Source organism: Streptomyces capitiformicae, assembly GCF_002214185.1.
Lineage (GTDB): Bacteria > Actinomycetota > Actinomycetes > Streptomycetales > Streptomycetaceae > Streptomyces > Streptomyces capitiformicae.
The window spans coordinates 6,121,120-6,139,608 of record NZ_CP022161.1 but is presented as its reverse complement, the minus strand read 5'-3'; the positions used below and the strand labels follow the sequence as shown (position 1 = coordinate 6,139,608).

Below are 18,489 nucleotides of genomic sequence, written 5' to 3'. Positions count from 1 at the left end.
TGAGCATGAGCGACCTGAACGTCATCGTCATCGCTGGGGGCCTGTCACCGGAACGCGAGGTGTCGCTGCGCTCCGGATCGAGGGTGGCCGACGCGCTGCGCCGGGCCGGCGGGGTCGAGGTGGAGCTCCGCGACATCGGCAAGGACCTGCTGCCCGCGCTGGCGGCGGACGCGCCGAGCGTGGTCTTCCCCGTGCTGCACGGCGTCGCCGGGGAGGACGGGACCATAAAGGAGGTCCTGGAGCTGGCCGGGGTGCCCTACGTCGGCGCCCGCCCGTACGCGTGCCGTACGGCGTTCGACAAGACCACCGCCAAGGCGATCTTGCAGGAGGCGGGGCTGCAGACCCCGGAGTCGGTGACGCTGCCGAAGCAGGCGTTCCACGACCTGGGCGCCGCGGAGCTGACAGCCCGGGTCCTGGCGAGGCTGGGGCCTGATCTGTTCGTCAAGCCGCGCGCGTGCGGCAGCGCGTTCGGCGTGAGCCGGGTGGAGTCGCCGGAGGACCTGCCGCAGGCCCTGATGACGTGCTTCGCGTACCACGACGAGGCGCTGATCGAGCGGCGCGTGACAGGCACGGAGATCGCCGTGGGGGTGGCGGATCTCGGCGACGGACCGCGTGCGTTGCCGGCAGTCGAGATCGATGCGGGGACGGGCCTGTACGACTACACCGCCCGCTACACCCCCGGCGCGGTCGAGTTCCACTGTCCGGCCCGCCTTCCCGCCGAGGTGGCGCAGGAGGCCGCCAGGGTGGCCGTCGCCGCGCACGAGGCGCTGGGGCTGCTGGACTTGTCGCGTACGGACGCAATCGTCACCGAGGCCGGGGAGGTCTTCGTCCTGGAGACGAACGTCGCCCCCGGGATGACAGAGACCAGTACCTACCCCATGGCGCTCGCAGAGGCGGGCCTCGACTTCGGAGTCTTCTGCCGCGACCTCGCGGCCCAGGCCGCCCACCGACACGACCTGTCCGCCTGACGACACACCACGGCCGCCGCACCCGGGCAAGGGGTGCGGCGGCCTTCGTGCGTGCTACAGGTCCTGTCCGGCGAGCCGGTACAGGGAGATGTGCCGGCCGCTGGTGGCCGCGTCGTACGGGGTGCGCTCCCAGTCCTCCCACCGCTCCCGCAGCAGCAGCCCGGCCTCACCGGCGAGCGCGTCGATCTGCTCGGGGCGCCAGTAGCGCATCTGGCCGGGCAGCACGCGCACCGGCTCTCCGTCGCGCAGGACGATCTCGGAGTAGTGGAACTCCTGCTCGGCGTCGTGGTTTTCGGCGGCGAAGACCACCACGGTGTCAACGGTCCGGCGCTTGAGCGCGACGACGCTGCGCCCCTTGGGGAACACCCCCGGGTGAGGCCCGTCAGGCAGGCGCTGGCCGGGCCGCGGGACGAAGGTCTCGATCAGGAGCGTGCCGTTGCCGTTGAGCATGCGGGCGGCGTTGCGCAGGAATGCCCGCTGGGTTGTTTCGGAGGCCAGCAGGAAGAACGTGTTGAAGCAGGCGAACACGAGATCCACGCGCCTGCCCGCCAAGTAGTGGGCGGCGTCCGCCGTGATCGGGGTGATGGGCAGGGTGCCGGTCTTCTTCGCCAGTTGGCGGGTCATCTCCTCGGACGCGTCGACCGCGAGGACCGGAACGTGCTCGGCCAGCGGCAGGGTAACCCGTCCGGTGCCGGAGCCGATCTCCACGGCGGGCGTGGTGCCCGCCAGGTCGGCCAGTAATCGGATCTGCGCGGCCGGCGGCACGAAGTCGCTGTACAGCGCGTCGTATTCGTCTGCGGTGCGGTCGCCGTAGGTGTCGCTGTCGTACGTCATGTGCGAGTCCCTTCGTCAAGCGGGATGGGTGTCTTCGCGGCAATCAAACGGAGCCCCGGCGGCTGCGGGTGGAGGTGTAAACCGCCGGGGCCCCGGCGTCGACCAGGCCCGAACACACGGGGGATGGCGCTGGACGACGCCCTCTGGGGAGGTCAGGTGGGGGACGCCTCTTCGGGAGGGGCGAGTCGGTCCAGGCGCTCGTACAACGCCTTGACCATGTGGGCCCGTTGGCGTACGCAGCGAACGGTGCCCTGGTAGGGCTCGGCCAGCCGGAGATGGGCCTCGGTGAGGACCACCTCGGTCAGGATCCGGGTCGCGTTGAGGATGGGCAGCTTGCCGCAGTGGCGCCGGACGTCGGCGGCGACAGCACGCGCGTGCCCGGTCAGCTGCAGGGCGATCTGTTCGCAGTCGCTCGGGGGCAGGACCGCGTTGTCGGCCCAGGCCAGCACCGCTTTGACCAGGCACATGTACGGCTCGCGGTCGAGGGGTAGTTCCGCCTCGATGAGGCCCTCGGGGTCGTACAGCACGGTGTGCGTGTTGGTGTGCGTGCTCACGAGGCCACCGCCTCACACGCTGCGGGTCGGCCGACCAGGCCCTCGTACAGCCTCCGGGGGGCGAGGGCGCCGGCGGACACCAACGCGCGCAGGGAATCCGGCCGGAGACCGGCGGTCGTCTCGTCCTCACCCTGGTCCTCGCCCTGGGGGAGCTGCGGGGGAGGCAGGCTCAGCCACGACGCGGCGTACGACCCGGCGCCGCCCGGCGCGGGCACCACGACCCACCCCCCGTACGGCACGACCCGGACGTCCGGCACGAACTCCCACAACTGCGCCCACCCGCTGGCCACGACCGCGAGCAACTTCCCGTGCAGGTAGTCGGCAATGAGCGCGTGGCCGTCCGCGATCGGTACCTGTACCGCGTCGAGCGCCGCCAGTCCGGGCCCGAGCGGCAGCACGATGACGTCCTGACCGCCGTCGTGCTGCAGAAGGCGCGATGACCAGGTGCTCGCGGCGAGCAGCTCGGCACGGCGTTTGCCCTGCGGCTCGCCGTACTGCGACGTCCATGAGGGAGGGGTCTTGGGGGCCTTGCGCTTCGGGGTTCGGCGAGCGGTCACTGGAGAGCCCCCTTGGTGTTGGCTCCGGTGGACATCTTGAACACCTCGCGCAGGTGACGGCCGACGTCCTGGCCGTTGAGGAGCTCGTGCGGGATGTGGGTGGACTCCACCCAGGGCGGGGTGTCCCACCGGGCCCCGTTGCTCGGGGGCAGGGCGATCCAGCCGTCCGGACCGGTGCGTACCTCGACGTTCGGGTGGACGGCCGCGTACCGGCCGGTGACCGGCAGCACGAGCAGAGCCGCCGTCGCCCCGTGGGTCACGAGACAGGGGACGGGACTGATGCGGTCGAGCCGCAACATGACCGCCATGGCGATCGGGTACGGCACGAGCACCGCGTCGAAAGGGATCGTCGCCGCGATGAGGGAGCCTCCGGGGGCTTCCTGCAGCGCCTCCTCGATCGAGTCCTCGACGAGCCGGGGACCCGGAGGGACCAGCGGATGCGCGCCCAAAGCCGGGCAGTTGGTGTTGCCGCAAGTGCAGCCCGCACGAGGCCGGAGCCGGTGCCCTACGGTCACTGACCATCCCAGCTGGACATAGGCGCGAGCCGCCGCAGTCGGGGAGTAGGTGTTGATCGGCCCCATAAGCCGAACCCCCATGTGATCACTCAGACACGGATCGTTACCTGTCTGAGGATGGAGGCCCGAAAGCACCGCGCCCCCTAGAAAAACTAGGGGGCGTTTTGCTGGCCGGGTTGATGGAGGGTCAGCTCACGAGTTCCATGTGCCGGATCAGCCCGGACAGCGCTCCGGCCTGCGAAGGAACGCCCACCCGTGCAAGGTCGGACACGAGTGCCCGCGCCATCGGATCGGCGTAGGTGTAGTACGCCGCTTCCGTCGCCGCTGCTTTGAGCTTGACCACGGCGGAAGCGTCTTTGCCCATCCGGTGCAGGGCACGCGCCTCATCAATCGCGTAGTGCGTGCGCCGCTCGCGGCTGGGCACCTGGCCGACGTCGACGGATGGCACCTTCTTCAGGCCCTTGTCCGGCTGATCGACCTCGACCCCGGCCTCAGCCGCGTGCACGGCCACGGTGCCCCGGCCGAACACCGTGTGAGCGTCCAGGTCGTACCACTCAGGACCGAGCCTGTCCGCGTCTTCCAAGGCCGCGTCGATCCGAGACCAGGCATCCGCCTTCTGATTGCCACGCGCGTGCGCGATGGCACACCGCAGATGCAGCGCGCCCCTGATCGACACTGCCTTGTCCGAGGCGCCGCGGCCCGTGACATACGGCTCCAGGTCCTGCAGCGCCGCGTCCGCGACCGCCACCGTCTCGCGCAACGACGCCTGATGCAGCAGCGCACCACACCGGTCCCACGCCACGGTGCCCTTGACCACCGGATCGCCGAGCTGGGCCGCCGCGCCGGCCGCGACCTCCGCAGCGATCCAGGCAAGATCGGGATAACCCAGCTGATTCAAGGCCATACGAGCCGTGCGCGCCGCGTCGACCATGAGGCGCAGCACGCTCTCACGGGCCCGCCCCTGAGTGACCAGGAGCGCCGTATTCAGATCCTCGATCATGTTCGGCAGCAGCGTGGCGACCTTCGGCAGATCCGCCGCCTGGCGCGCGACGTTGGCCTTGCGGGAGCGGGCCCGCATGGTCGCGAGGTGCATCTGCGGGCCCTGCGGACTCAGCCCCGGATGACCGGAGAGGATCAACCCAGACCTGCGCAAGCCCATGCGCAGTGCCGGAATATGGGCGTGGGCGAGGTTCCCGCCGCTTCGCTGCAGCCGGTAGGGCTGGCCGAGCAGCCAGACCACATCCACGTCGCACCGGTCAGCGATCTCCGTGATCACCGAGTACCGGTCGAGCGACTGGCGGCCCGCTTCTACGTTTGCCATCCAACTGTCGGTTCGGTCAAGGAAATCGGCCAGCTCAACCTGCGTCAGTCCTGCTGCGTTTCGGGCGATGCGGACTCGCGTCCCGATGTGCTCGTCACTGGGGAGAGGCATACTTGGCTCCGTTCTGGACTAGACACTCAGAACGGTACGCCGAACGGTGCGTTCGCCGCTTCCCGCAAGGGAGAGAGGGGCACCGTTCGGCGTACGAGCGTTCGACCCTCCCCTTCCCGGACAAGCGTCTCCCATCGGAGGGGTGGGGTTCACTCGGTCTCGGTGTAGTCCAGGAAGTCAGCGACGGCGGGTATTCCGCGACGGCGGGCGAGTTTCTTGCGGAGGTCTTCCAAGGTGTTGGTGCCGCGTGCGGAGGTGACGCCTCCCATCCGGTCGACGGCGTCATGCGCGGTGGCGACGGCGGCGTCGACGTCGCCGAGACAGAGATGAGCTTCGGCGAGGCGTGCCAGATAGATGGCATAGCCGCGGGGGAAGGCGTCGCCGTTGTACGCCTCCTGGCTGGTGGCGGTGGAGGCTTCGAGGAAGTGGGCCACGGCCTGTTTGGGGTTACCCAGGTTGAGCGCGGAGCTGCCGAGGAGCTGGTGGGTTTCGCCGAGGTTGTACCAGTAGACGCAGGGGAGATCGTCTTCGATGGGTCCGGCGTGCTCGTAGGCGTCAAGGGCTGCGTTGGCGGATCGGCCGGCGGCTCGGGTGTCGCCGGCGTGCGCGTGGGCCCGGCAGGCGCGGGCGTGGAGCATGGAGGTCAGGCGGGCTGAGCCGGTCCTCGGTGCCTGGGACAGGGCGGCCTCGATGAGGTCGACCGCGCCCCGGGGGTTGCCGGTGGAGTAGTGCTGGATGGCCCAGAACGCGAGGATGTTCGCTCCGACCACGGGATCGTCGGCGCTGGCGGCAGCCCGCAGGGCGGTGGAGTAGTGACGTTCGGCGGCGGCGGCCTTCCCACTGTCGTAAGCCGTCCACCCTGCGGAGCGGGACGCTTCTGCGGCCGCCCCGAAGAGGCGGCGTTCGACGCCCTCGCCGAAGGATGCGTTCTTGAGTGTGGCGGTGATCAGGCGGAGTTCGGCGCGGGCCGCGTCGTAGACGTCGCCGGAGCCTACTGTGTCATCGAGCCGTCGCAGGCTGTCAAGGCGCTGCTCGAAGTGGGCGGGGACGTCGGCGCCGATGTGGCGGCCGGCGGTGGGAGCCGCTCCCGCTGGTGCGGCGGCGGACCATTGCGCCACGGTGGTGCCCAGGGTGACGGACGTGGTGATCAGAAACTTCCTGCGGTCCACCGGACCTCCTGTGATCTCCAGTGCATGCACCGCCCCCGTGGTCGTCCACGGGAGGGTGAAGAGGGTGTGGTCCGGCAGGGCTAACAGGAGCCAGCCCGGCCAGCCGTGGGCGTGGATCGCCTCGGGCGGGATGCCTTCAAGCGCGGCCATGGCGAGTTGGGTGTGGTAGCTGGGCGCGTAGACGCCTGCGATCCACCGGGATGCCTTCTCCTTGCGGTACGCCATCTGCCCGTACCCCATGCGCTGGTGCTGCTCGGCAACACGGAGCAGGTACGCCTCCGCTTTCAGCCCGCGCAGGTCCAGCAGGTAGGCCAGCGGGTGGCGTTCGGCAGCGTCAGTGGTCACGGATCAACCCTTTCGCGGGCGCGGGCAGCACCAGTCTTCCGGCTTCCGGCGGGTGGGGGAAGGCCGCCCGGGGTGAACGGCAACGGGCGGCAACGACCCGCAACGGGCGGCAACGCCACCGGTCTGTGCGGCAGTTCGCTCTTGCGGTGTCCTTGCACGGCTGCCCGCCAGGGCCGCATCCGACGACGTGTCAGGAGGACCCGATGGTGACCACACTCCCCGCAGCCGTCACGGCGGCGCAGACCGACCCGGTACGGGCGGAGGTGCTCGACCAGGTCGCCCGGCTGGCCGACCTGGAGGAGCCCGCGGTCGAACAGATGCGGGCCGAGGCGCTGGGGGCGCCCACACGCGGCGTCGTCGCATACGGCGAATACCAGTCCGGCGGCTGGTGGACCACGTCGCTGATGAACCACTCCGGTGACCCGCACGACGTCGTGATCGGCGACGGACGCCCCCGTCCCACCTCCTTACTGAAGGCCATGCCGGCCACCGCACGGTTCCTCGACGGGCTGGGGCTGGACTTCATGTACGTGCGGCTGGCCCGCCTGGAGCCGCACTCCTACCTGTGGGAACACCGCGACTACGCGGAACTGCGCGACACCGGCCGGCACCGGCTGCACATCCCGCTTGTCACGAACCCCTCGGCGGTCCTGGTCACCGCAGGGGCCCGGGTCCACATGGCGGCCGGGGCACTGTGGCGGCTGACGCCGTCGCAGGCACACGGAGTGTGCAACTCCACGGGCCCCGACCGGCTCCACCTGATCGCGGACGTGTACGCGGACGACGCCTACGGCGCTCTGGCCGCCCGCCCGCACCTGCGCGACGGGGACGCGGCGGACCTGCCGGAGATGACGTCGGCGGACCGGGCCGGGCTGCTGGAGCGGGCCGGACAGCTCGCAGAACTCGGCTTCACCGACGCGGCGGAACAGACGCTGCTGCGCGCCTTCTACACCTACGCGCTGCCGGAGGGCGGCGCGTACGACCTGATCGCCGAACTCCACGCGGGCCGTGGCGCGGACGCCGACGCGAGCCGCTGGCGGGCGGCGAAGGCGCACCTGCTCGCCCGCCCCTGACCCCGACCTGATCCCTTCACCCGAGAGGACGACACCGCATGTCCACCCCGGTACTTCCGCCCACCGAGCTGACCCCGCTGGAGGAGCTGGCGCACGCCCACCGGCCGGCACAGCTCGCCGTCCTGGGCAACCTGGTCCACGCCCTGTCGGCCACAACAGCCGTAACGCACCTGTTGGTCCGCGGCTCGCTCGCCACCGGCACCGCAGACCGGTTATCCGACGTCGACCTGGTCGTCGCCGTCCGCGACGGCCAGCTGCCCGCGCTGATGAACAGCCTGGACGCGCTGATGGCCACCACCTTCGGCACCCTGCTGCCCGGCTGGCGGGACACCATCGTCGGCAATCTCGGCGGCGCCGGGTTCGTCTACCTGCTGCCGCACGACGGCCACCTGCTGCAACTCGACCTGTACCTGTGCCCGACCAGCGCGGTCGGGGCGCTGCGCCGCAGGATCGGCCCCCGCCTCCTGTGGCAGGGCCCCGGCGCCGAGGACCCTGCCGACGCGGACACCCGGCAGCGGACGGCGCAGGAACTGACCCGCGCGGCCGAAGCGCCCGCGGACTGCGGAAACCTACTGGTCCAGGCGATGGTGCTGCACGCGATGCTCCGCAAGCGCCTGGCGAGGGGCCAGCAGTACATCTCCTACGGCCTCCTGTACGACCTGAACGTCACCTGCCGGGACGTGATCCGTACCGCGCTGGTGCCGCACTCCCGGCATCACGGCTGGTACCACCTCCCCGACGAAGTGGGCCGCACCGCCACCGGCCGGGAGTGCCTGGCTGAACTGACGGAGGCCCTGACCAGTCCGCCGGTCCCCACCGTGGCACAGGCGGATGAAGCCTTGGAGCGCATCGTGCGCCTCGCGCAGAGGATCGCCCCGCACGCCGTCGGCTCGCTGACCGACGAGATCACCGCGTACCGCGCCTACCAGCAGCACGAGGAAGGACTCGCATGAACAGCCCCGACCTGACCGTTGCCCTATTCGCCGGCGTCGTACCGCCGGACGGAGAGGAACCACTGGCGGAGGAGGCCGGCGCCGCGCTGGCCCGCGCCGGGTACGCCCTGAAGCACGGCGGCTACAACGGCCTGATGGAGGCCGCCGCGCGCGGCGCCGCACGCCACGGGGTGCCGGTCACCGCCGTCACGCTGGCCGACCGCCCCGACTGGGGAGCGCTCAACCCGCACGTCACCACCACCGTGCACGCCCCGACCCTGGGGGCCCGGCTGCACGCCTACCTCGACGACGCGGACCTGGTCGTGGCGATGGGCGGAGGGGTCGGCACCCTGCACGAACTGACCGCCGCCCTGTACTACGCGACCACGATCCGCCCCCTTCCCGTACGGCTGCTCGGGCCCACCGCGTGCCGCCTGAGCACGTTCCTGAAGGCCGAGGGATGGCTGACCGAGAGCCCCACCCGGCCCATGGGCTTCCTTCGCGAACTCCTCGACATCGAAGCACTCGACGCCGATCTCAAGTCCCTCCCGGGCGCCGGGCGGTGCGAGCAGTGACCGCGCCCACCGCTGCCTTCGCGGAGAGGATCGCCGCCGTCGCCTACCGGTCCGGCCCCTACCGGCTGCCGGACGGCGGCACGCTCGATACCTACTTCGACCCGTACCGGCTGGCCGGTGACCCGGGGCTGCTGACGGAGACCGCGGCCGCGCTGGCGGACCTGCTGCCCGCCGACACCGAGGCCCTGGCCGGCCCGGCGATGGCCGGTATCCCGCTGGTCACGGCGGTGTCCCTGCACACCGGTCTGCCCGCCGCGTTCCTGCGCCCGGCGCCCAAGGAACACGGAACGTGGCAGCAGATCGAGGGCACCGAGCTGGAGGGCAGGCGGACGGTCCTGCTGGACGACACCGCCCGCAGCGGCGTCAGTCTCCTGCGCAGCGCCCGCCTGCTGCGGATCGGGGGCGCCCTGGTCAGCACGGCCGTGTGCGTCCTGGACCGGGACGCTGGAGCCGCTGCCATGCTCGCCGGCCACCACCTGGTCCTGTGCGCGCTGGTCCGAGACCCGGACGGTGCTCAGTGACCCGGCGAGCGGCGCTGTTCGACCTGGACGGAGTGCTGCTCGACAGTGCCGCCGCGGTACGGTCCACCCTCGCGGCGGTCGCCACCTGCGCCACCGGCCACCGCGTGACGCCGGACGACCTCCCGCCTGGCGCCCTGCAGCTTCCCCGCTGCGAGGTCCTGGCGCTCCTGGACGTCACCGACCCCGACGACGCGTGCGACCGCTGGTGGGACGGCGCACTGGCAGCCACTCCGGTCGAGCCGTTCCCCGGGGCGCTCTCCGGTCTGCTGGCCCTGCGCTCGGAGGGCGTCGCCGTCGGTGCGGTCACGGTGCAGGACCCCGATCGCCTGCGGTGGCTGCTGCCGCCGGCGGTGGCCGAACTGCTCGAGGTCGTCATCACCCGGCAGGATGCGCCGCCAAAACCGGCTCCCGACGGGCTGCACTTGGCCCTGAGCCGGGTGGACGTGCCGCCGGAGCGCGCGGTGTTCGTCGGGGACAGCCCCACTGACATGACGGCGGCCCGCACCGCCGGCATCGTCGCTCTCGGAGCGGTCTGGGGCTGGCACCCTCCCGCCGCACTCCGCGCCGCTGGGGCCGATCACCTCCTGCCCGAGCCCGCCAGCATCGGGCCGTCCCTACTGCACCACCTGCCCCTAATCGGCAGCGCGTGACCCTGCGGCACCACTACAGTGGAGGGGCGCCCCTGCGGGCGCCCCTTTGCACTTCTGCACCCAGAGGACACAGGCGAATGCACGTGATGCCGCGACGAGCACCCGGCGCCGAGCTGGAGTACTGAGGAACCCCTTCCTCGGCCCGACTCGCGGTCCGGCTCGGCGCGCACCCCATCACCCTCGCCACCGTTTCCCGGACCTCTGAGAGCTGCCCCAATGCCTGTACTGCCCCCCAACGGTCGTCTGCGATGGACCGACGTCCCCGTGCCGCTGCGCGCCCGCCTCGAAGACGCCCTCGGTGCCCCTGTCACCGCCGCGGTCACCCCGAGCGGCGGCTTCGGCCACCAGCTTGCCGCCGCGCTCCGCCTGGCCAGCGGCCGACGGGTCTTCGTCAAGGCGGCCCCCGATGACGACCCGCTGACCGCCGCCAACCTCCATGAGGCCACCGTCCTCGGCGCGCTGCCGCCCGACGCCCCGGCCCCGGACCTGCTGGGCATCCACCGCGCGGCCGACTGGACCGCCGTCGTCATCGCCCACCTCGACGGCCCCCACCCTGACCTATCCCGGGCCTCCGGCGACGCCGGGCAGACCTGGGCTCTGCTGGACAAGCTCACCTCCAGCCCCGCCCCGGCGGCGTACGCCGCGGCGGTCAGCACCTCGCCGTCCACGGCGGCCGTCCTGCACGGCTGGGACGAACTGATCTCCGCCCCGCCGGCCGACCTCGCTCCCGCCGCCCGCGCCCACCTGCCGCAGCTCGCCGAGCTGGAGGCAGCCTGGCCCGCTCTCGCCCACGGCGACCGCATCGTCCACGGCGACCTGCGGGCCGACAACATGGTCCGCGACCACCACCTTGGCGTGACCTTCGTGGACTGGGCACACGCCACCACCGGACCGGCCTGCATCGACGCTGCCTCTCTCGCGCCGCAGCTCGTTCTTGCCGGACATGCGCCCGCAGACATCGCCCGCCTGCTCCGAGACCACCCCGCCACCGGCACTAGCCCCGACACCACCACCGCGTTCCTGGCCGCGCTCACCGGCCACTGGCACCGCAACGCCCGCAAGCCCGCACCACCCGGTGCCCCCGGACTGCGCGCCTACCAGCACCGCGCCGCCGCTGCTGGTCTCGCCCTCATCGGCTACCGCTTGAGCTGAAGGGTCACTCGCTGCCGCCCATCCGCGGCCTGGGCCCGGAAGCCAGCCGCCGCGCCAACCTGCTCCTCGGTCGTGGCAGCGGCATGCGGGTCCAGCCCGGCCGGGACGAAGAGTTCGACCAGCTGCACACCGACTACTTCGCCGTCTGGGACCGATCCCGCGCTTATGCGGCCGCCGTCCTCACGCTGCTGCGGGCCCGCACCTAACGCCGCCTGTCGGACGAAGTCGCCTTGTTCTGCGGTGGCTTCACCCGCAGACCGCGCACGCCGGGGACGGGTGTGGCACCGTGGACGCAGGCGTGGTCCGTCACTCCCCCCGTGGTGGCGGACCATGCCTGTCTACCTGGCTGACGGCGCCGGTTCCGGAGACGAGGTCTCCACGAGGGCCTGCCGCAGATCGGTGTACATCCGCAGCCGCACCCCGGGCTGGCCGGGATCCCGGGTGGTGCGCTCGGCGGTCGAGGTCCCCCAGATTCGGGCGATCGCGGCCTGGAAGGCGAGGACGGTGTCATCGTCGAATCCCGCCACGTCGATGACGAGCAGGCCGGGTTCGGACAGGTGCGCTTCTCGGATCGGGTCCACGCCTGTCAGTACGTATTCGTGGACGGCCGGGGTTCTGTTCAGGCTCGGGATTCACCCGACCGGGCGAGTTGTCAGTGGCGACGTCTACCGTCCCTTGCACGACCAATTCGCCGAACTACCCCCAGAGTGCATGGGTGTTGGAGGCCGCCATTCGGACGGCGCCGGCCGCCGATTCTCAATGGCAGGAGCAACTCGACAGGCTCCGCCCAATCGCCTTGTACGACCCGGAGACCCAGACGTGGCATGTCCGCCTGGGCGCGCTCGATGTGGCGGGCGGGCAGATGCTGCAGGTCCTCTTCGACGCCGCGCGCGTCCATGGCACCGAGGTGTGCCTGACGCCCATGGCGGTCCCGGCGTACTGGGAGGGCCCCGCCTTCACGAGGGGGCCGGACGTGGCCGCTCTGCTGGAGGCGCAGGCCGATCGCGGTCGGCCGCTCGGTCAGCTTCCTCTGGCCTGAGCAGCCCGCGCCGGCGTCGGACTGGCACGCTGGCGGACACCGATGGCGTCAGTTGCTCACCTTGAAGCGGCGGAACATGTCCGGGAGGAACTGCCGCAGAACGGCCTGGGCGGCATCGAGACGCTTGAGTTCATCGTGCCCGAAGCGGAACACCTCGTACCCCCTGAGCTTGAGATCCCGGTCAGCGGCGACCATCTCCGCGTACTTGCCTGTATCCGGAGTGCGACCGCGGTCGCGGGTGTAGTGCTGGGATCCGTCGACCTCCAGGACGACACGCTGTCCATGAGGCAGCAGCAGGAGGAAATCCATGCGGGAGCGCAGCAGCGCCTCGGGGCCGCGCTCCTGAACGGTCCTGTGGTCCCAGTGCAGCCACACTTCGGGCAGGAGAGCAGGATCCCCGGGGGAAGGCCCGAGAATCTGGTGGTAGGCGATGAAGAGGTTCTTCTGGCCTTCCGAGTTGTCCGGCAGGCTCTTGAGAAGTCGTTGGTACAGGTTCCCTCTGGCCTCGGTGTCACTGCTGATCTCGCGGGCGTCCTGCCACCAGGCATGCAGATCACGCCAGCGCAGGCCCTCGATGGGGATCTCACGGTCATAGATGAGGGTGTCGTCCGGGTTCCCTCCGACGATCTCGATGTCGTTGTCCACCGAGGACTGGAAGCGGATGTCCGGCTTGGCGAATGAGGCGAAGATGATGTTCTTCGGTCGCCGGTTGCCGGGCAGTCGCGTCGACACCACGGTGAACACGGGATAGCCGCCATCGTTGCCGGTCACTCTCAACTCGACCCCAGCAGACCGGAGATGACCGTTGATCGTGCTGACAGTCTTCTCCTGGAGGCGATCATCAAGGAGGACGTCCGCTGATACCAGGCCCTCCAGGAAGCGGGCGAGCCTGGCGTCCCCGGCCTCGAACGCCCCGAGGTTGTCGAAGAGCTCTTCCGTGGACCAGTCCCCGGGATTACGGAAGACGTACCGCTCGATGCGGTCTCTCAGCGTCACCGGACGCGTCCCGTTCAACAGCAGGCCCTCCAGCTCCGCGAAGGAGAGGCCCGGGTCCTCGGCTATCCAGAATCGTTCAAGTAGCCGCATGAAACGGTCGTGGTGCTGGGTCAACTCCGACAGGTCGAGGGCGCGCGCCAGTTCACGGCGGGCCTTCTTGGGTATCTCGGGCGGTGCGTCCTCTTCCCACAGCAGGTCCTCGAGCCGGTAGCGGCGCGACGGACTCACGTGGACGTGGCTTTGTTCCAGAAGGCGTCGTGTGACCTGTGGCAGCTCGGCGTCGGGTACCTGGCTGAGACTCAGCTCGATCCGCTCGCGCTTGCTGCCAGCATCATCAGGGACTGGTGGCATCCCCAGCTGTTCGAAGGCCGGGTTCAGCTCCCGGTGCGTCAGGCTGCCAAGCCCCGCGACGACCTCGCCGACCAGTGTGCGCAGCGCTGAACGATCCCGGCTGTCGACCATGGGCAGATGGTCGCAGAAACCGAGTGGATCCGGCATCGGCACCCAGGCAATGGGCCACATCGCGAGCGTCTGGGGTCCTTACGTCGCACGACGTCCACGCGCGTCCTTTGGGCGGCCTCCTCCGTCCTGATGCCGGGCTGACGGGGGCGGGGAGCTGATGGCGAGGGCGGCGGGGTAGAGCACCTGGCGGCCGTAGCGGACGCGGGCGCGATCGGCGACGGCTTCGATCGCGAGCGGTTTGTCGTCCGCCGAGTCGAGGGTGAGCTGCCGGGTGGCCCGGTCGGCGGGCCGAAGGGCGTCCGCGCGCAAGGCGAGGCTGCGGACCCGGGCGCGCTGGAGACCGAGGGAGGCGTACACGGCGTACGCGGTGCAGGCCAGGAGCATGGTGTGATGGGTGGCTTCGGGCAGCGTACGGCTGCGTCGGGTGCCGCTGGAGTCGGCGTAGCGGACTGTCAAGGTCACGCCCGTCGCAACCTGACCGGAGCCGCGAAGGCGGGCACCGAGATGGTCGGCCAGGGCGAGCAGGACGCGCCGGCGGGCGGCCGGGTCGAGTTCGTCGCGGGCGAAGTGGTGCTCGGAACTGATGCTCGCCGGCGTCGGGGTGGGGTCGACGACCTGGGTGTCGCGGCCCTGGGCGTGCTCGTGGAGGGCACGTCCGGCGCGGGCGCCGAGCAGACGCTGCAGCGTGAGCTGGGGGACGTCGACAACGTCGCCGACTGTGTGCAGGCCGTACTCGCCGAGCATCGCGGACGTCTTCGCGCCCACGCCCGGCAACTCCCTTACAGGGCGAGGCTGCAGGAACGCCATCACAGCCTCGGGGGAGTCGTCGATGACGGTCCGCTGGCCGAACGGGGTGAGGGCGCAGGCCATCGCGGCGAGCATCCGGTTGCCCGCACACCCCGCGGAACTGGGCAGGCCGAAATGCGCGAGCGCGCGCAACTGGACCAGTTCGGTCAGGCCACGGGCGTCACGCTTCCAGTACGGAATCGCCCCGGTCAGGTCCAGCACAGCCATGTCCGGCTCGATCATCTGCACACGCGGCGTGATGTCCTCCAACAGGCGGCGCAGCCGCTCGGGGAGTTCGGCGTCGTTGTCGGCCGGGAGGCCGAAGCGCAGGTGGAGGATGCGGCGCCCCATAGCGATCACCCCGCGCTTCCCTGGCTCCGGTGGCCGAGCCGTCGAAGGTCGGCCGATCGGGTGCCGGCGGGCTGGAGGTCGGCGTACGGGTGCAGGCGGGCCCCGGCGGTGCCGTCGGCGAGCGTTCGCTGCGGGGCGGCCAGCTGGGCCGGGGTGGGGGCCGGGCCGGTGCGGCCGAGCAGGTCGAGGGCTGCCTGGGGGCCGTGGTCGCGGCGGGCGGCGGCCACCTCGTCCAGGTCCCAGGCCGTCTCGCCGACGACGGTGCGGCGCGGGCCGCGGGCCTCAACGGTGCCGCGTACCAGCAGCAGCCCGGAGTGGAACACGGTGTGCGCCACTTGCTCGTGGGAGTCCTCGAAGAAGGCGATGTCGACCAGGCCGGAGCCGTCCTCCAGCGTGCAGAAGATGATCCGCTTACCGGACGGGATCGGCGGCGTCTGTGTGGAGGCCCGAACCCCGGCAACGAGAACCTTCTGCCCGGGCACCATGCCGCGCAGGTGGGCGGCGTCGGTCGCGCCGAGCTCGCGCAGCAGCCGGTGGTGGTGCTCCATCAGATGCTGGCTCACGTCGATGGAGAGGGTGTCGAGTTCGGCGCCGAGTTTGTCGCGGCTGGTCATTTCCGGCAGCCCGCTCGGTCCGGCGGTCGTCAGCTCGCCGCCCAGCGGCAGCTGCCCGTCGGTGGCAGTGCGGTTGCGGGACTGCCGGTGCAGTTCGGTGGCCTGCAGGAGAAGGTCTCGCCGGGTCAGGCCGGGGGAGAGGGCGTCGAGAGCGCCGATGCGGATCAGGCGCTGGGCGAGCGGCAGGGACGGGCGGGCGCGCAGCCACAGATCCTGCAGGCCGGTGTAGGGCTGGCCCGCCGTCAGGCGGGCGGTCTCCGCCTCGGTGATGCCCTTGACCGTGGAGAACGCCAGACGCACCCCCCAGCCCTGCCCGGTCTGCTGCACGCTGTGCTGCCCGCGGGAGTGGTTGACGTCGATGGGCAGCACAGCAATGCCGTGGCGGCGGGCGTCGGCGACGATGACCCGGCGCGGCCACATGCCCGGATCGTGCTCCAGCAGCCCCGCGTACAGATACGCCGGGAAGTGCGCCTTCAAATACGCGGACTGCAGGGCGGGGACGGCGAAGGCCACCGCGTGGGCGCGGCAGAAGCCGTACGCGCCGAAGGAGGAGACGGTCTCCCACACCTCGTCCAGCACGTCCTTGGCGTAGCCGCGCTCCCCGGCCGTACGACGGAACCAGGCCTCGACCTTGGGCAGCCGGTCGGGGTCGGCCAGGGCGCGGCGGGCGACGTCGCCGGCAGCACGGTCGCAGCCGGTCATCGTCGCGAGAATCGCGATGATCTGCTCGTGCCAGATGACCACGCCGTAGGTGTCGTTGAGCACCGGCTCCAGATCAGGGTGCGGGTACTTGGGGGCGGCACCGTGCCGGGCAGCGATGTACAAAGCGGGCATGCCCCCAGACACAGGGCCGGGACGAAAGAGGCTGATGTCCGCAACGACGTCCTGCATGTGCCGGGGCTGCAGACGGCCCACCAGATCCTGCTGACCAGGACTCTCGAGCTGGAAAAGGCCAACGGTGTCCGAGGCCCGGATCATCTCGAAGGCCCGCTGGTCGTTCAGGCTGACGTGGTCGGGGTTGTCGAGATCGAGCACGCGTCCGGTCGTGCGGCGGATCTCGGCGACCGCGTACGCCATCGCGGACTGCATGCGGACGCCCAGGACGTCGAGCTTCAGGAGACCAAGATCTTCAACGTCCTCCTTGTCAGCCTGCACCATCGGATAGCCAGCCGGAGTCGGCTGCACCGGCAGCCTGTCCAGCAGCGCCGCGTTCGACAGGATCACTCCGCACGGGTGCATGGCGTAGCCGCGGGGCAGCGCGTCCAGGCCTTCGGCGAGCTCCCACAGTGGTCCGAACTTCCCCGCCTGGGAGGCGAGTTGCCGTAGCTCCGGCAGTTCCGTCAGCGCGCCGCGAATGTCCCGGGCGCGGAGGTGCGGAAAGCTCTTGGCGATATCGCCGACGACCTGCGGCGGAATCCCCAGGGCGAGGCCGGTATCCCGCAGGGCGTGCCGCGCCCGATAGGTCTCGGGCATGCCGGTGACCGCGGTCCGCTCCGGCCCGAACCTCTTGATGATCGCGTCGTACACCTCCAGCCGACGCTCGGACTCCACATCGAGGTCGATGTCCGGCAACGACGTACGGCGCTCGCTGAGGAAGCGCTCGAACAGGAGCCGGTGTTCGAGCGGGTTGGCGGTGGCGACGAAGAGGCTGTGGTTGACCATGGAGCCGGCGCCAGAGCCGCGCGCGGCGACCCGGATCCCCAGCGCCCGGGTGTCAGCGACCACCTGGGCCACGGCCAGGAAGTACCCCTCGAAACCCAGCCGACCGATGACGTCCAGCTCGTAGCGGAGCTGTCGTACGGCACGCTCGTCCCGGTCCAGGCCGCGGGCGATCATCCCGGTCTCACACCGCTGCTGTAGCAGCCGCATGGCCGAACCTCGCTCAGGGCCGGCGCCGACGACGGAGGGTTCGGGGAAGTGAGGACGCCCGAGCCCGAGATCGACCGGGGTGAGGGTGCAGGACTGGCCGGTGGCCTCGGTCTCGGCCAGGAGGCGAACTGCCCGGGCTCGGTCGTCGCCGACGGCCTGGGCGATACGGTCGGCGGCCGCCGCCATGGCGGCCGGGTCCTTCAGCCAGCGTTCGCCGCCGTCCAGGTGCCAGCGGTCGACGGGCCGCAGCAGCCGGGCCGCGTCGAGCACGTCGGCCAGCCGGTGCTGGTCGGGGTCGGCGTAGCGGACCGCGTTCGTCAGCACCGTACGGACGCCGAACTGGTCGGCCAGGCCCACGGTGCGCGCGGCCAGCCGCAGTGAGCCCGCGCCGGTGCCCTGCCGCCCCAGGTACACGGCTTCCAGTCGCAGCTGCTCTCCGGCCAGCTCCCGCCACGGCGCGAGCAGCTGCTCGGCGACGTCGGGGCGGCCGGCGGACAGGGCCCGCACCGGTTCGGAGGCCGGGCCGAGCAGCACCACCAGGTCCTGGTCAGCGTGCGCGCGCAGGGTGGGCCAGGACACGACCGGCGCTGCGCCGTCGGCCTCGGCGTGCGCGGCGGACACCAGGCGGCACAGCCGTGCCCACCCGGCCAGGGTCTGCGCGAGCAGGGTGATCCGCAACGGCGGCTCCAGCACGTGCGCGCCGCCACGCACGGGCGTGCGCGGCCGTCCGGCGGCCGGGTCGGGCGGGGTGAGCGGGGTGAGCGGGGCGACGGCGACGCCGACACCGAAGACGGGGCGGATACCGGCGGCCGCGGCGGCGGTGGCGAAGCGGACCGTGCCTGCGACGGTGTCCCGGTCGGTGAGGGCGAGCGTCGTCATTCCGCGCTCGGCAGCGCGCTGCACGAGAGCGCCGGGGAGGGAGGCGCCGTAGCGGGCGGAGTAACCGGAGGCGACGTGCAGATGAGTAAAACCTCCACTTCGCACCTCCTGTCTCCGCCTGTCCCTCCCCTGAGCTGGGTTCTCTCCAGGTACCCACCATAACCGAGATTCGAGCGTATGTTCGATAGGCTGGCGGAAGATGACTACGGGGCGGCC

At 71.1% G+C, this 18,489-nt stretch carries 19 protein-coding genes; 9 read left to right on the top strand and 10 right to left on the bottom strand.

The genetic code is table 11. The features are described from left to right. The first annotated feature begins 5 nt into the window (after window positions 1-5). On the top strand, window positions 6-968 hold the full coding sequence (locus CES90_RS27350; protein ID WP_189786740.1) for a D-alanine--D-alanine ligase family protein: 963 nt from the start codon (window positions 6-8) through the stop codon (window positions 966-968). Between the two features lie 54 nt (window positions 969-1,022). On the opposite strand, the gene CES90_RS27345 is transcribed toward CES90_RS27350, so the two are convergent. The 6 genes from CES90_RS27345 to CES90_RS27320 form a co-directional block, all read right to left on the bottom strand. After that, window positions 1,023-1,802 (bottom strand): class I SAM-dependent methyltransferase, encoded by a 780-nt coding sequence (locus CES90_RS27345; protein WP_189786741.1) that lies wholly within the window; start codon window positions 1,800-1,802, stop codon window positions 1,023-1,025. A 152-nt stretch (window positions 1,803-1,954) separates the two neighbouring features. After that, window positions 1,955-2,356, bottom strand: coding sequence for a restriction endonuclease (locus tag CES90_RS27340; RefSeq protein WP_229914274.1), 402 nt, complete (start codon window positions 2,354-2,356; stop codon window positions 1,955-1,957). Next, complete coding sequence (locus CES90_RS27335) at window positions 2,353-2,913, bottom strand: hypothetical protein (RefSeq protein WP_189786742.1); 561 nt, start codon at window positions 2,911-2,913, stop codon at window positions 2,353-2,355. Before CES90_RS27335 ends, CES90_RS27340 begins: the two co-directional genes overlap by 4 nt. After that, the gene (locus CES90_RS27330) at window positions 2,910-3,428 is read right to left on the bottom strand and encodes a hypothetical protein (RefSeq protein ID WP_189786743.1); all 519 of its coding nucleotides are present in this window, start codon (window positions 3,426-3,428) and stop codon (window positions 2,910-2,912) included. The genes CES90_RS27335 and CES90_RS27330 overlap by 4 nt, the downstream gene beginning before the upstream one ends. A gap of 187 nt (window positions 3,429-3,615) precedes the next feature. Continuing rightward, complete coding sequence (locus CES90_RS27325) at window positions 3,616-4,860, bottom strand: helix-turn-helix domain-containing protein (protein ID WP_189786744.1); 1,245 nt, start codon at window positions 4,858-4,860, stop codon at window positions 3,616-3,618. 149 nt (window positions 4,861-5,009) lie between these two features. Further along, window positions 5,010-6,374 (bottom strand): transcriptional regulator, encoded by a 1,365-nt coding sequence (locus CES90_RS27320; protein ID WP_229914275.1) that lies wholly within the window; start codon window positions 6,372-6,374, stop codon window positions 5,010-5,012. 203 nt (window positions 6,375-6,577) lie between these two features. Between CES90_RS27320 and CES90_RS27315 the strand changes: the two genes are divergently transcribed. The 7 genes from CES90_RS27315 (at window position 6,578) to CES90_RS51335 (ending at window position 11,483) form a co-directional block, all read left to right on the top strand. Continuing rightward, the gene (locus tag CES90_RS27315) at window positions 6,578-7,447 is read left to right on the top strand and encodes an aspartyl/asparaginyl beta-hydroxylase domain-containing protein (RefSeq protein ID WP_189786745.1); all 870 of its coding nucleotides are present in this window, start codon (window positions 6,578-6,580) and stop codon (window positions 7,445-7,447) included. 38 nt (window positions 7,448-7,485) lie between these two features. Continuing rightward, window positions 7,486-8,400 (top strand): hypothetical protein, encoded by a 915-nt coding sequence (locus tag CES90_RS27310; RefSeq protein ID WP_189786746.1) that lies wholly within the window; start codon window positions 7,486-7,488, stop codon window positions 8,398-8,400. Further along, entirely contained in the window at window positions 8,397-8,954 is a 558-nt protein-coding gene (locus tag CES90_RS27305) for an SLOG cluster 4 domain-containing protein (protein ID WP_189786747.1), read from the top strand. The genes CES90_RS27310 and CES90_RS27305 overlap by 4 nt, the downstream gene beginning before the upstream one ends. Next, the gene (locus tag CES90_RS27300) at window positions 8,951-9,475 is read left to right on the top strand and encodes an orotate phosphoribosyltransferase (protein WP_229914276.1); all 525 of its coding nucleotides are present in this window, start codon (window positions 8,951-8,953) and stop codon (window positions 9,473-9,475) included. The genes CES90_RS27305 and CES90_RS27300 overlap by 4 nt, the downstream gene beginning before the upstream one ends. Next, window positions 9,472-10,125: an HAD family hydrolase gene (locus CES90_RS27295; protein ID WP_189786749.1), complete on the top strand. Its 654-nt coding sequence runs from the start codon at window positions 9,472-9,474 to the stop codon at window positions 10,123-10,125. Before CES90_RS27300 ends, CES90_RS27295 begins: the two co-directional genes overlap by 4 nt. A 216-nt stretch (window positions 10,126-10,341) precedes the next feature. Continuing rightward, window positions 10,342-11,277: a phosphotransferase family protein gene (locus tag CES90_RS27290; RefSeq protein ID WP_189786750.1), complete on the top strand. Its 936-nt coding sequence runs from the start codon at window positions 10,342-10,344 to the stop codon at window positions 11,275-11,277. 83 nt (window positions 11,278-11,360) lie between these two features. Further along, the gene (locus tag CES90_RS51335) at window positions 11,361-11,483 is read left to right on the top strand and encodes a hypothetical protein (protein ID WP_268257051.1); all 123 of its coding nucleotides are present in this window, start codon (window positions 11,361-11,363) and stop codon (window positions 11,481-11,483) included. A 132-nt stretch (window positions 11,484-11,615) separates the two neighbouring features. Here the strand turns inward: CES90_RS51335 and CES90_RS27280 are convergent, their stop codons facing one another. Then, a complete protein-coding gene (locus CES90_RS27280) occupies window positions 11,616-11,858 on the bottom strand; it encodes a DUF6207 family protein (RefSeq protein WP_308437917.1) in 243 nt (80 codons plus the stop codon). Window positions 11,859-11,992: 134 nt separating this feature from the next. Between CES90_RS27280 and CES90_RS27275 the strand changes: the two genes are divergently transcribed. Continuing rightward, window positions 11,993-12,316 (top strand): hypothetical protein, encoded by a 324-nt coding sequence (locus CES90_RS27275; RefSeq protein ID WP_189786751.1) that lies wholly within the window; start codon window positions 11,993-11,995, stop codon window positions 12,314-12,316. 48 nt (window positions 12,317-12,364) lie between these two features. Here CES90_RS27275 and CES90_RS27270 read toward each other — a convergent pair whose 3' ends face one another. From CES90_RS27270 to CES90_RS27260, 3 genes are read right to left on the bottom strand one after another with little or no spacing between them, the layout of a single operon-like run. Continuing rightward, entirely contained in the window at window positions 12,365-13,810 is a 1,446-nt protein-coding gene (locus CES90_RS27270) for an AbiJ-related protein (protein WP_229914277.1), read from the bottom strand. Between the two features lie 42 nt (window positions 13,811-13,852). After that, window positions 13,853-14,911, bottom strand: a complete 1,059-nt coding sequence (locus CES90_RS27265; protein ID WP_189786752.1) for a DNA polymerase Y family protein — start codon at window positions 14,909-14,911, stop codon at window positions 13,853-13,855. A gap of 5 nt (window positions 14,912-14,916) precedes the next feature. Further along, window positions 14,917-18,378 carry a DNA polymerase III subunit alpha gene (locus CES90_RS27260; protein ID WP_189786753.1) on the bottom strand — a complete coding sequence of 1,154 codons (3,462 nt, stop codon included), beginning with the start codon at window positions 18,376-18,378 and terminating at the stop codon, window positions 14,917-14,919. Window positions 18,379-18,489: the final 111 nt, after the last annotated feature.